At 38.1% G+C, this 12912-nt stretch carries 9 protein-coding genes; 7 read left to right on the top strand and 2 right to left on the bottom strand.

Translation table 11 applies throughout. From position 1 onward, the window contains the following. Positions 1 to 2: 2 nt before the first annotated feature. On the top strand, positions 3 to 581 hold the full coding sequence (locus A7967_RS16715; protein WP_054206265.1) for a YceI family protein: 579 nt from the start codon (positions 3 to 5) through the stop codon (positions 579 to 581). A 49-nt stretch (positions 582 to 630) separates the two neighbouring features. On the opposite strand, the gene A7967_RS16710 is transcribed toward A7967_RS16715, so the two are convergent. Next, positions 631 to 1488: a TIGR02285 family protein gene (locus A7967_RS16710; RefSeq protein WP_054455488.1), complete on the bottom strand. Its 858-nt coding sequence runs from the start codon at positions 1486 to 1488 to the stop codon at positions 631 to 633. Positions 1489 to 1615: 127 nt separating this feature from the next. Next, positions 1616 to 1783, bottom strand: a complete 168-nt coding sequence (locus A7967_RS23130) for a hypothetical protein (protein ID WP_167349706.1) — start codon at positions 1781 to 1783, stop codon at positions 1616 to 1618. Between the two features lie 369 nt (positions 1784 to 2152). Here A7967_RS23130 and A7967_RS16705 point away from each other — a divergent pair, with 369 nt between their 5' ends. The 6 genes from A7967_RS16705 (at position 2153) to icd (ending at position 12912) form a co-directional block, all read left to right on the top strand. After that, positions 2153 to 2704 carry a dienelactone hydrolase family protein gene (locus A7967_RS16705; RefSeq protein WP_054206267.1) on the top strand — a complete coding sequence of 184 codons (552 nt, stop codon included), beginning with the start codon at positions 2153 to 2155 and terminating at the stop codon, positions 2702 to 2704. A 400-nt stretch (positions 2705 to 3104) separates the two neighbouring features. After that, positions 3105 to 4061: an acetoacetate decarboxylase family protein gene (locus A7967_RS16700; protein WP_054206268.1), complete on the top strand. Its 957-nt coding sequence runs from the start codon at positions 3105 to 3107 to the stop codon at positions 4059 to 4061. Positions 4062 to 4072: 11 nt separating this feature from the next. Continuing rightward, entirely contained in the window at positions 4073 to 6325 is a 2253-nt protein-coding gene (locus A7967_RS16695; RefSeq protein ID WP_054206269.1) for an NAD(P)-binding protein, read from the top strand. Between the two features lie 98 nt (positions 6326 to 6423). Beyond that, on the top strand, positions 6424 to 8694 hold the full coding sequence (locus A7967_RS16690) for a TonB-dependent receptor (RefSeq protein ID WP_054206270.1): 2271 nt from the start codon (positions 6424 to 6426) through the stop codon (positions 8692 to 8694). 29 nt (positions 8695 to 8723) lie between these two features. Beyond that, complete coding sequence (locus A7967_RS16685; protein WP_054206271.1) at positions 8724 to 11429, top strand: 7TM diverse intracellular signaling domain-containing protein; 2706 nt, start codon at positions 8724 to 8726, stop codon at positions 11427 to 11429. Between the two features lie 223 nt (positions 11430 to 11652). Beyond that, the gene (icd, locus tag A7967_RS16680; RefSeq protein WP_054206272.1) at positions 11653 to 12912 is read left to right on the top strand and encodes an NADP-dependent isocitrate dehydrogenase; all 1260 of its coding nucleotides are present in this window, start codon (positions 11653 to 11655) and stop codon (positions 12910 to 12912) included.

Below are 12912 nucleotides of genomic sequence, written 5' to 3'. Positions count from 1 at the left end.
AAATGAAAAAATTACTACTATCTGCTGCTGTTGCAGCAACATTATTTGGCGCAAGCACTGCACACGCAGCAGACTATGTGATTGACACTCAAGGCGCTCATGCATTTGTAAACTTTAAAATTAAACATTTAGGTTACAGTTGGTTACATGGTCGTTTTAATACATTTGATGGTGGCTTTAATTATGATTCAGCTAACCCAAATGCATCACAGATCATGGTAAATATTGAGACTAAAAGTATCGATTCAAACCATGCAGAACGTGATAAACATTTAAGAGGAAAAGATTTCTTAAATGTTGATAAGTTTCCACAAGCAAGTTTTAAAAGCACCAGTATTGTATTTGATGCTAAAGGCGATGAAGCAAAAGTTACGGGTGACTTTACATTACATGGCGTCACTAAAAGCATTACTTTTGAAATAGATAAAATAGGTGAAGGAAAAGATCCATGGGGTGGTTATCGTGTTGGTTTTGAAGGTGAAACCAGCCTGAAATTAGCTGATTTTGGTATTGATTATAATCTTGGGCCTGCATCAACACATGTTGATATTGGTTTATTTATTGAAGGCATACGTAAATAAGCAAAGTTTAGGCGCAGTAATATTCGGACAAATAGTTAGAAAAAACGCCTCACTTAGTTGAGGCGTTTTTGTTTGCTTGTAAACGTTGCTCAAGTAAGGGCTTTAAATTATCAGGTAACCAACGTATTAATACTTCGTGATAACTAGGCTGTTCTTTTATGATTGCCAGTGCGCTATTTAAAGTTTTTATGTGCTGCTTACCTTGTGCGGTATTAGTGCAGCCAATATAGCCAAAACTGAGTTCTGACGCCTCGGTTAGTGGTAGCTGTATCAACTCATCATCAAAGCCCATAGATTTAGCTAAATAAAAATGCTCACTCGGATAGCCTAACAATATATCTATGCGTTTCTTTTTTAGCATATAAGTTAAGCTTGCGAGTGTATCTCGTCCCGGACGAATAATGATAGATGCATCAGCATTAGTATTTATTACGTCGTCTATCGTTTCTCCATAAGAACGGCTCATTGATATGCCTAAGGTGAGTTTGTATTCACTTAACAATTTTTTTAGTGAAATTTGGGCGTTAGGATCTAATTTTAGGCTGTGTAAGAGTTCTTTATGGATAGCGATGGAAGGTGATAAGCCAATAGTGGAAGCTTGCTCACTAAATGCTATATGTTCACGGCGATGCTCACTTTGATACAGCGAGAGCATACAATAGGTGTGATTTGGGTTCGAGACTTCGCGAACAGTTCTGCTCGAAGGTAAAATAACTCGCTTAAAGGTATAGTTTGGTAGTTGTTCTTCAAGTAAAGAGATAACACTTTCGTCACGCCCTGTACCCGCATATTGATCATTAAAAATATAATATGGGGCGAAGTCGGTGACTACCCAGTCAATTGTTTTAGCGTGTACCGTGGTGCTAGATAATAAAAATAAAAATAGAGTTAGATACACACCTGTCATTATTTATACCACTAAAAAATGATTACTATCAGTAAGTGTAGCAGTTAGTTAAATAGTTTCTTGGAAAAAAGCAAAACGCCAGCAAAGGCTGGCGTAATTCAATAGCAATAATACAATTCAATATAAATTAATTGGATTTCAGCCATTTAACAAACTGACGTGCGTCACTTGCTTTTGTAAACAAGGCATTCTTTAAACCTTGCGTATCAGAAAAAATAACACGTTGTTTATTTACTGAAATTGATTGCACTGGATGTGCGATTTGGATCATAGATCCATTGTAATTATAAGACATAATAAAACTCACTTTTTTCTTGTTATCTTTTCTATGTCGCTAATTTCATATTAGCAGTTAAAACATGATTAGATAGACTGTTTCGTGTTTAGCTTCATTATAGTGTTGACGATCTTTATGACATTTATGCGACTATTTAAAAAATATGTCGTAGTTTGACTTGGGGTTCTCGCCGTACAATAACTTAGCTTTAAAATATACGTTTTGCGGGGCTTACTGGATCAGGGTAAAGAGGTTAACCGCGAGGCTTTTTTAGGACCAAGAAGAGACTTTACCTAAGTAAATTTGTTTAGGCAAGCATTTTTGTTGTTTTATAGTTTTTTAATTATAAATACTGTATTTTGAGGCACGAAAAAGTGAGGACAATAGATGAATTACATTATTGTGAGTGATATTTTTGGAAAAACATCATATTTGACACAGTTTGCACAAGCGTTGAATGGTGAGTTTATTATTGTAGATCCATACGATGCTCAACTACAGCCCGTTATTGACGAGGAGCTGCAATATCAACAGTTTATATCTCAGTGTGGGCATGACGGTTATTTTCAAAAACTAAATAAAGTGTTAGATAATATAAAAACGGATACCACAATTATTGGTTTTAGTGCTGGGGGGGCAGCCGCATGGCGTAGCCAAGCATGTACTAAAAATCGCTATATCAAAAAGCTCGTGGCATTTTATCCAAATCAAATTCGTTATAATTTAAATTTACCAGCAACAATACCATGCGAATTGATATTTCCTTATCAAGAGGCACATTTTGATGTGAGCGTTATTATCACAAGCCTACAAACAAAAGCGAACGTCAGCTGTTTTCAGTGTGACTATGGTCATGGCTTTATGAATCCATTATCAAATAATTTTGATAATCAAGGTTACTTATATTTTAGTAAACGACTGTTTAGTGATGATTTATAGGGCGTGTTGACCTTTCATGATTAATTTTGCAGCAGTCTATTTGCTATTTAGGCAAGGCAGCGCCTATGATGTGTGGTTGTTCCCCATAAATAGGCGATAACGCAGTATAAATGCCAAATATGCGCTGCCCAAAGGGTTCTTCCTAGGGGCGATTAACTCTTTGTTACCTACACGGATGTAGGTAAGGGGCGTGAGCAGGACGCGGAAGCTTTGCTCGGTTTTTACTTAGCCCGCTAGGTTACAAACCTCGCGCCGCGATTAAATCGCCCCTAGATTGAACAAATTTCAATCCACAAAGGTCAACACGCCCTAGTTGTATTGTATTAATTAAATGCTACAAACTAGTATATTGATTAGTTGTATGGCTATACTAAGTTTTTAACTTAGATTAATTTATTATATGACTGACCAACATAAGCTATATCGTCACTTCTTATCTAACCCTGTAGCAAAGCCGCCATGTCGGATGACTAATGCAAACATGTATGGCTTTTTTATAAAAATAGATCAAACAAAAGTTCAAGCGTATATAAGTAATACACTTAATACAGTAGCAACAGAGGACACTTATTTTAAAGGGCTGGGTGAGTACGCGCTACTGACATTTACTGATATTGAAAAAATCGCCTCATTAACACCACCTTTTAACGAACATGGTTGGATGCAAGAAACAGATATTATTGTTTGGTTGCCAGTTGTAAAGGTAGAAAAGCAAGGAGATGATGAAGATATTACGCATCTTTATTGGTACCCAGCATTTATTTGTGTCAATAATATTTATGCACTCATAAATGGACGAGAGACATGGGGCTACAATAAATATATGTGTGAATATAAAATGCCTAGCTCTGTTAACAAACTAACTGATTTTTCATTATCGCTAGATTGCTTTAAACATTTCTCTCCATCATCTAAATTAGAGACACACCAGCTACTTTCCTTAACAACCACAGCTAAAGAAAATAACGAAAGTGTTTTATCAACGTTGGAAGATTTTGGTGATCGTGTGGCAAATTTGTTTGATGGGGAACACATGGGTATAGACTTTTCCTTATTAAAGCAATTGCTTAGTGGGTTTGTTAATCCACAAATGGACCAAATATTATTTAAGCAATTCCCTGATGGTCAAGGCAAATTAGCGGTATATCAAGCTGTGATGCACTCGCCATCAGAAATTAAAAAAATCCATAAATTTAAATTCTTAAAGCCAGACTTTAAATTACAAATAGAGCAGTTGGATAGTTTTCCATTGGCTGAAATGTTTGGCTTAAAAGTAGGCCCACAAGATGTGTATTTACCTTTTTATATATGCATGGATTTTGACCAACTTGAAGCTTCTCAAGTCCTCCCTCTATAAAGGAAAATAGTATGAGTAATGAAAAAATAGCCATTATCGGTGGTGGGGTTGCTGCTATGACTGCTGCGTTGTATTTGACTGAGCAAGATGATTGGCAGCAGCATCGCGAAATTACTGTTTATCAGCAAGGGTGGCGTTTAGGGGGAAAAGGAGCGAGTGGGCGAAATGCAGCGATGGGCGAGCGTATAGAAGAACATGGTTTACATGTTTGGTTTGGAGCATATGTAAACAGCTTTAAAGCAATCGAAACGGTTTACAATAAATTAAATCGACCTACAACATGCGCATTAAGCACGTGGCAACAAGCGTTTAAACCACATAGTTTTATTGCCTTAGAAGAGCATATAGATAATGAGTGGGAAACGTGGCCAATTGATTTTCCAGTTTTACCGGGTAACCCTGCAAACGGCAGTTTAGATATTACAGCATGGGATTTTATTAAAATGACCCTTGCGTGGTTAAAAAAATGGATCCCGCAACTAGAAATTGCAGCAAATCAACAAGCTAAAAGTACACAATTAACAACTAAAAAAACACGTGATAAATATTTACTACAACACCTATACCAACATGTTCAAGAGCTAGCCACTGATGGCAGTGATGCGTGGAAAACGTTTACACATGATATACAAAACTTAAGTCAAGAGATCACATCAACGCCCAGCTTACTGGTCGATAAATTAAATGAATTTACACAAAATAAAAATACATTACAGCCTCAAATATCTGAGAAAAAAGATAGCTTAGTAATTTGGTATATCGTCAGAAAGTTAAAGCGCTGGCTTAATCAAGAATTGACAGAGTTAATGGATGAAAATGCACAATTAAGACGCTTGTATATTTGTGCTGATCTTGCAATTGCAATGCTTGTCGGGCTAATCAAAGACAAAGTTTACCGTGATGGTTTTGGTGTTATTAATAAGTATGATTTTCGCCAATGGCTGCTAAAAAATGGCGCGAATAAACAATACAGTGTGGATTCGGCCCCTGTGCGTGGGTTTTATGATTTAGTGTTTGCATACCCTAAAGGGGATTTTAGCAAACCGAATGTAGAAGCTGGGGTTGCAGCATTAGCAATGTTGAGAATCGCATTATGCTATAGTGGTGGTGTTATGTGGAAAATGCAGGCTGGAATGGGGGGTGTGATTTTTTCACCACTTTATGAGCTCTTAAAGCAAAGAGGGGTTAAGTTTGAGTTTTTCCATCAACTTCAAAATATTACGCCTGGCTATGATAGTAATGGTAAGCGTTGTGTAACAGAAATTGAATTGCAACAACAAGTTGAACTGAAAAATAATATTGAATATCAACCCCTTGTTGATGTTAAAAGTTTACCTTGCTGGCCAAGTGAGCCCCTTTATAATCAAATTAATACAGCGCAAGCGACGCTATTACAGCAATATAATATTAATTTAGAGTCTTTTTGGACAGACTGGCCAAGTCGTTATCAAGCTGAATTTGGTCAGCCATTACCTCACAAAACATTGCGTTTCAAACACGATTTTGATCAACTTATTCTTGGTGTTTCTGTTGCATCATTGGAACATATTTGCCCGCGTTTATTAGCTATTGATGATGCATTTGCTGCACAAGCTAAAAATGTTCTTACGGTAGCAACGCAAGCCAGCCAGCTTTGGTTAAATAAAACAGATCAGCAGCTTGGTTGGGAGTATATGCCGCCAAGCGAAGAAGGGCCGATTTTAAGTGGTTTTAGCGAACCATTTGACACGTGGGCTGCAATGCAAAACTTAGTAGACAAAGAGCAATGGCCATTGAATAACAGTCCAAAAAACATTGCCTATTTTTGCAGTGCCTTTGCCTGTGCAGAATATCCACCACAAAGTGACCACACGTTCCCAGCGCGAGCAAAAGCTGATGTAAAAACGAATTTAACACAATTGGTAACGACTAATATGCAGCCATTATGGCCATTAGCTTATGATCAAAATGGCTTTGATTGGTCAGTATTATATGCAAATGATGTGTCAGGCAAAGCGCGTTTAGATCAACAATATTGGCGAGTTAATGTTGACCCGAGTGAACGCTATGTTTTGTCTGTAGCAGGTTCGAGCCAGTATCGTTTAGCGACGGATGGTACGCAGTTTAGTAATTTATTTATAACAGGGGATTGGATCAAAACGGGTGTGAATGCCGGTTGTGTTGAAGCGGCTGTTATGGCAGGAATGCAGACAGCGCGAGCATTATGTGGATATCCACAATATATAAGTGGAGAAAATGCATTTGAGCCGACAAAAACTACCTAAAGTTACTGATATTTAGACTACTTTTAGTAATTAATTAGTCTATAATTATAAATAATTACAGTATATTTACATACTCCTAGGATAAAGGTCTGTTACGAATGAAAAGCCTATGCAAACCAATTTCAAATCATGTGTTGTTATTGTGTTCATCAAGTTTAATTTTGCCATTGAGTCTTCAGGCGCAAAATGAAGCTGCTGTGGTGTCAAAAAGTAACATGGAAGTGATAGAAGTGTATGCGCAAAAACGCGCTCAAGCGATTGAAAAAGTAAGTATTGCGGTCAGTCATGTAAAAGGAGAGGCATTAACATCTCAACATTACAAAGACACGACAGAGCTTTCAGTATTCGCACCTAATGTAAAAATTAGTCAAAATGCAGCTGAAGGCACACCGCCAGCAGTTAACATTCGTGGGGTTGGTTTAGTAGATTATAATACTGCGAATACATCGCCAGTGGCAATATACGTTGACGACGTGGCGGTTGGCTCTGCGAGCAATCAAATAGTTAACTTTTTTGATATTGAGCAAGTGGATATACTGCGTGGCCCCCAAGGAACATTATTTGGTAGAAACTCTACCGGTGGGGCGATATTGATTCGTACAAAACGCCCTGAGTTTGCCCAAACGGGTTACCTGAGTGTTGGTGCTGGCAATAATAATTCAGTAACTCTTGATGGTATGTATAACACTCAAATTAGCGAAAATAGCGCTTTGCGCGTGGCGCTTAATCATCAAGACTATGAGTATTCTACAAAAAACATTTATACTCAATCACCTACCGCAGGTATGCAACAAACAAATGCGCGTATTTCTTTGTTAACCGACTTTGACAATGTTCAACTATTATTAAAAGGACACATTGAAGATTGGCAAGGAATTGTACAGCCTGTGGGGAGTATTGGGATTGTAGCTAATCCGCTAACATTGCAGCCGTGCTCTGTTGAACAAGCGGGCTCTCAAAATTGCTTTGATAATTTTGGTTTTAACGATGGCAGCGACGACTTTTATACCGTGAGCGTAAATAATGACTCGCCTCATAAAAGCGACGGTAAAGGTTTTAGTGCACATTTAAACTGGCAAATAAATTCTGAAAATGAGCTCGTCTCCATATCAAGTTATAATCAGTTGGAGCGAGACCATGCGTTTAATTGTGATGGTTCTCCACAGCGTCTTTGTGAAGGTTCATTAGGGCTAGATACAGACTTTATTACTCAAGAGTTACGTTTAGCAACACAATTTGGTGATCATACTCTCACAACTGGAATTTATTTTGCTGACGAATCGATAAAGCAAAATAATGTAAATGATATATTACGTGATTATCGTGGTATTTTGCCCACAAATTTAACTGCAACATTTTATTACGACAATCAAATTGATACGCAAAGTCTTGCTTTGTTTAGCCAACTTGATTATCAGCTAAGTACGAAGTGGTGGATTGCGGCAGGGCTTCGTTATTCGTATGAATCACTGGAGTACGATTCACTCTCTCAATTAAATGCCATTGTTGATCCTAGCGACCTAGAAGGCGCTATAGTGCCTTTTTATCATGTGAAAGGAGAGCAAAGCGACAACGGGTTTTCAGGACAGTTGTCTGTAAATTATCAACTAAGTGAGACCACAAACACATATTATAGGTTTGCAAACGGTGCAAAAAGCGGGGGTTATAATGGTGGGTTTTTATCATCACCAGAGCAAGCTGAGTTGGCCGCCTATGATAAAGAACGCCTAAACTCCCATGAAGTTGGTACTAAATCTTGGTGGCCTGAGCAGGGTGTGCGAATGAATTGGGCTGCATTTTATTATGATTATAATGATCAACAAGTATTTATGAATCAACCATCAGCATCGCCACAAAGCCCGCCAGTTCAGCTGTTAGAAAACGTTGGTGATTCTACTATTTACGGTTTAGAAGCAGAGTTTGATTATAAAGCCAATGATGCATTATCAATGCGTTTTTCACTGGGTTATATACCGCATGCCGAGTTTGAAGAGTTTGTAGATCCACTTGGCAATAGTTTGACCAATAACCGCCTACCTTTTACATCTAAGTGGAATGTTTCGGCAGCGATAGAGTATGCATTTGAGCTTGCAAATAATCCACTAACAACTCAACTGGTTATTGATTATCAATCTGATTATTACTTTGATCAGAACCAAAACCCCTATGCCTTTCAAGACGGCTATAGTTTAGTTAACGGTAATATTCGTTATCAGATGGATCAGTGGTCAATGGTATTGTGGGGAAAAAATTTATTTGAAACGCATTACTCTCATTTGAAATTTGATTTAGGCCCATTCTTAGGTATGCTAGAAGACTTTAAAGGTGAAGGTCGCCGGTATGGGCTTGATGTTAGCTATCAGTTTTAAAAACATGCAGATAGATTAAGGTGCGTTATATGGAAGTAAAGGCAGCCTTAAGCCTTAAAGTAATAATATTTATGCTTTTTAGTTTGCTGTATTGCGGTACAGCGACTGCGGCGAGTATGCCTGATCTTTTCATTTATGATGAACAGCAGCATGAAACCAATCTTTTGCAAGTAGGTTCTGTGTTGCAAAGTAATCACAGTGGTTTTGCGCGCACAAGTGACGAGCTCGAAACGTGGATCTTAAATAAAAAGCCGCAAAATCGTACAACCTATTTTGGTGGTAGTTATTGGCTTGTTTTACCTTTAGAAAACCAAACTAAATTAACTGAATTAGTCCTGTATCCATATAATACGTTGGTGTCTAGGGTTGAAACACGTATTTATGATCTCGATACGCCTAGCGCACCTGTAGCACGTTATATTACAGGTGGCTTAGAAAAAAATGAATTCGCATTTCAATACGGTAATAAAATAACGCTGATCCCAGGGAAGCGTTATGTATTAGTCACTAAATTTGAAAGTGACTACTTTTATACTCCGCCTAAATTAGTTTTAAAACCTTACGATGATTTTTTTCCTCAAATCACCTTACAGAACATGATAATGCTGTTGTGTTTTGGGGTGGGGATTGCTCTAGGGTTATATAATTTACTGATTTATTTTGGTGCGCGCGATGTGACACACCTTTATTATGCAATGTTTACTGCATGTTGGGTGTTTGCATGGAGTCAGTTTTTCCATATTCCGGATCAAATATTTGGCTATTACAATGCACATTTGCATTGGTTAGGCTTTACGCTTATTCCCCTTACAAACATCTTATTTTATAACAGCTTACTTAAGCTTAAAGAAACCTCACCGAGATTATCCATTGCGTCGTTATTACTCGGGGCGGTTGCTACGTTAGGCGTACCATTTGCAATTTTATGGCCTGGTTTTGGTTTTATATGGGCCACTTTTGTTACCGGTGCAACCTTATGCTTAGGCATGTTTATTGGTGTGCGAAGCTGGATGAGTGGGTTTAAACCAGCGCGTTATTTTGTAATGGCTTACCTTGCTATGGCGATCCCTAATATGGTTGGGAATCTGACTAACCTAGGTTTGATACCTCCTATAGCGATTGATTTGTATTTGCTGGGTCTTATAGGTACATCACTGGATGCGATGCTCTTGGCATTTGCAGTTGCAAATAAATTTAGCCTCTTACATGACGATAATGTTGAGTTAACTAAAAATTTAGAGCAAAAAGTGCAGCTGCGCACACAAGAGCTTGAACAGTTAGCTGAAGAGCTAAGGGATGCAAGTGAAGCAAAAAGTCGTTTCTTAGCGAATATGAGCCATGAAATTCGTACCCCTATGACATCTATTATTGGCTATGCAGATGGGATCATTTTAGGGGACATAAAGCCTCACGAGCGTAATCACGGTATTCGCGTTATTTTGCAAAATAGTCGGCACGTCTTAGGCTTAATTAATGATATTTTAGATATGTCAAAAATTGAAGCAAACCGATTAGAAATATCGTTAGTTGAAACTGATTTATTTTCAACCATTGCGCATATTGAATCTATACTTGGTAAACAAATTAGAGATAAAGGCCTAAAATTTAATGTAAATTATGAATTTCCTTTACCTGATTGGATTATTTCTGATCCAACACGCTTACGGCAAATACTATTAAATCTTGCTGCTAATGCGATTAAATTTACGACCGTTGGAAATATAGAACTATCAGTAAGTTGTGAAAAAGATCAATTGTGGATCAAAGTCAAAGACACGGGCATCGGTATGACCCTTGCTGAGCAGCAAGAGTTATTTACCCCATTTTACCAAGCTGATGCAACGAACACGCGTAAATATGGTGGAACTGGATTAGGCTTAAATATATCAAAAAGTTTGGCTCAAAAATTAGATGGTGATATCAGCGTTCATTCTGAAGTAGGCAGCGGTAGTGAGTTTAGCCTAGCTTTAGCGTTACAAATAACTGAAAAAACACGCTGGGTTAACAGCTTTGAAGATATATCAATTGAGCAACCAAAAGATTTAGTCTCTTCACAATGCCAACGCAACTTAGTGGGTGAAGTACTCGTTGCTGAAGATCACCCTGAGAACCGTCAGTTAATCGAGCGTATTTTACAGCGTATGGGGTTAACAGTTACGGCAGTGGAAAACGGGCAAGATGCAGTGCAAGCAACACTTGATAACCAATTTGATTTAATTTTATTGGATATTCAAATGCCAGTGATGGATGGTGAGCAAGCTATTCATATGATGCAGGCGACGGGTTTAACAACACCAATAGTTGCATTGACGGCAAATACGATGAAAAATGAGATTGATCGTTATCTAAAACAAGGATTTGTTGATCACATTGCAAAACCAATAGATCGCAGTCAGTTTAGCCATAAAATTGCCAGTTACCTTGATATAGAAATGCACGAAGAAGTTAAATTGCCTGATCATGAATTTGATGCGTTGAAAAAAACGTATATTGAAGGGTTAAAAAATCAAAGAGATACCATTGCGGCCCAGTTTGGCAGCGGTGATATAGATGGGTTAGCAAAAAGTATTCATATGATAAAAGGGACAGCAGGGATGTTTGATTGCGATGCGCTTTATCAGCAAGCTGTTTGTTTAGATAAGTCACTCAAAGCAGATAGCATCACCTTGGATAGTCGTTTAGTTAATGGATTATTAGCTAAAATGGACTCGATTATATCCCCAGTTAAACAATGAATTTATTATTTAGACTGTGACCCCACAGCCACGCGATCTGCTACTGAGCGTTAACCCAAAAGATTTATTGTCCTAAGCATTTTATTCACATACCGCTCAACAAAAAACTGTTTTAGCATGATTATTTTATTGTTGAATAGTAACTATAGATGCTCTAACTACGACAGCTCATTATAAGCATGGTTTAATTGTTATGGTTTTTATACAAACACATAGGAATATTATGGGCTATCAACATATTGACGTGCCGCCAAATGGCGAACAGATTAGCATTGATGAACAAGGCCAATGGCATATTCCTCTACAACCTATTATTGCTTATATTGATGGTGATGGCGTTGGGCAAGATATATCACCCTGTATGCGAAAAGTGGTAAATCACGCTGTTGATGTGTGTTACCAAGGACAGCGTAAAATTCACTGGATGGAAGTGTTCAATGGTGAAAAAGCAGCGCAGCTTTACGATGGTGATTGGTTTCCGCAAGAAACAATACATGCTGTTAGGCAGTTTAAAATTGCTATAAAAGGCCCTTTAACCACACCGATTGGTGGTGGTTTTCGTTCACTCAATGTAGCCCTTCGTCATGAAATGGATTTGTTTGTCAATATGCGGCCTATTAAAGGCTACAGTGTATTACCTTCGCCACTGAAACATCCTGAAAAAACTAACATTGTGGTGATCCGCGATAGCTCAGAAGATATTTATTCTGGCATAGAATGGCAAGCTGGCAGTGTTGAAGCTGAAAAAATGTTGGACTTTTTATGTCAAGAAATGGGCGTTACTCGTCTACGCTTTGATCAGCAATGTGGTATTGGCATTAAGAATATCTCCAAAGAAGGGTCACAGCGTTTAGTTCGCTATGCAATTAATTATGCGCTGGAGCAAAAAAGTGACTCAGTCACTGTTGTGCATAAAGGTAATGTGCTTAAATTTACTGATGGTGCATTTAAACGCTGGGGTTTTGCGCTTGCACAGGATGAGTTTTCAGCAGTAACACATAGTAATGGTCGTTGGCTTGAAATTCCGCGAGAAGGCTTAGCACCACTGGTTATTAAAGAAGTGATTGCAGATAACATGCATCAACAAGCGCTGATGAACCCTGAGCAATTTGATGTGGTCGTGACAACCAATCAAAATGGTGACTATTTAGCTGACATGCTAACAGCACAAGTGGGAGGGATTGGCATCATGCCTGCGGCAAACTTAAATAATGAAGTGGCTTTTTTTGAACCAACGCACGGGACTTTTGAGCGAATAGCTGGTCAAAATAGCGCTAATCCAACAAGTAGTATTTTAAGTGCGGTAATGATGCTACGATTTATGAAGTGGCATGAAGCAGCTAATCAGATAGAGCATGCTTTGCAATACACCTTTTTAGCGGGCGAATTGACCTTTGATTTACAAGAAGATCCACATAACTCGACTATCCTAAGTTGCAGTGACTTTACACAAAGGATAATCGAGCATTTAAAGCACTCATAG

Origin of the sequence: Pseudoalteromonas neustonica, assembly GCF_001653135.1 — a bacterium.
GTDB classification, from domain to species: domain Bacteria; phylum Pseudomonadota; class Gammaproteobacteria; order Enterobacterales; family Alteromonadaceae; genus Pseudoalteromonas; species Pseudoalteromonas neustonica.
The sequence above is the reverse complement of the archived record's forward strand: the minus strand, read 5'-3'. Positions and strand labels throughout refer to the sequence as shown.

Excerpts from the sequence above, each read along its gene's own strand:
- A7967_RS16715 (WP_054206265.1), top strand. The coding sequence starts at position 3 with ATGAAAAAATTACTACTATCTGCTGCTGTTGCAGCAACATTATTTGGC.
- A7967_RS16710 (WP_054455488.1), bottom strand. The coding sequence starts at position 1,488 with ATGACAGGTGTGTATCTAACTCTATTTTTATTTTTATTATCTAGCACC.
- A7967_RS23130 (WP_167349706.1), bottom strand. The coding sequence starts at position 1,783 with ATGTCTTATAATTACAATGGATCTATGATCCAAATCGCACATCCAGTG.
- A7967_RS16705 (WP_054206267.1), top strand. The coding sequence starts at position 2,153 with ATGAATTACATTATTGTGAGTGATATTTTTGGAAAAACATCATATTTG.
- A7967_RS16700 (WP_054206268.1), top strand. The coding sequence starts at position 3,105 with ATGACTGACCAACATAAGCTATATCGTCACTTCTTATCTAACCCTGTA.
- A7967_RS16695 (WP_054206269.1), top strand. The coding sequence starts at position 4,073 with ATGAGTAATGAAAAAATAGCCATTATCGGTGGTGGGGTTGCTGCTATG.
- A7967_RS16690 (WP_054206270.1), top strand. The coding sequence starts at position 6,424 with ATGAAAAGCCTATGCAAACCAATTTCAAATCATGTGTTGTTATTGTGT.
- A7967_RS16685 (WP_054206271.1), top strand. The coding sequence starts at position 8,724 with ATGGAAGTAAAGGCAGCCTTAAGCCTTAAAGTAATAATATTTATGCTT.
- icd (WP_054206272.1), top strand. The coding sequence starts at position 11,653 with ATGGGCTATCAACATATTGACGTGCCGCCAAATGGCGAACAGATTAGC.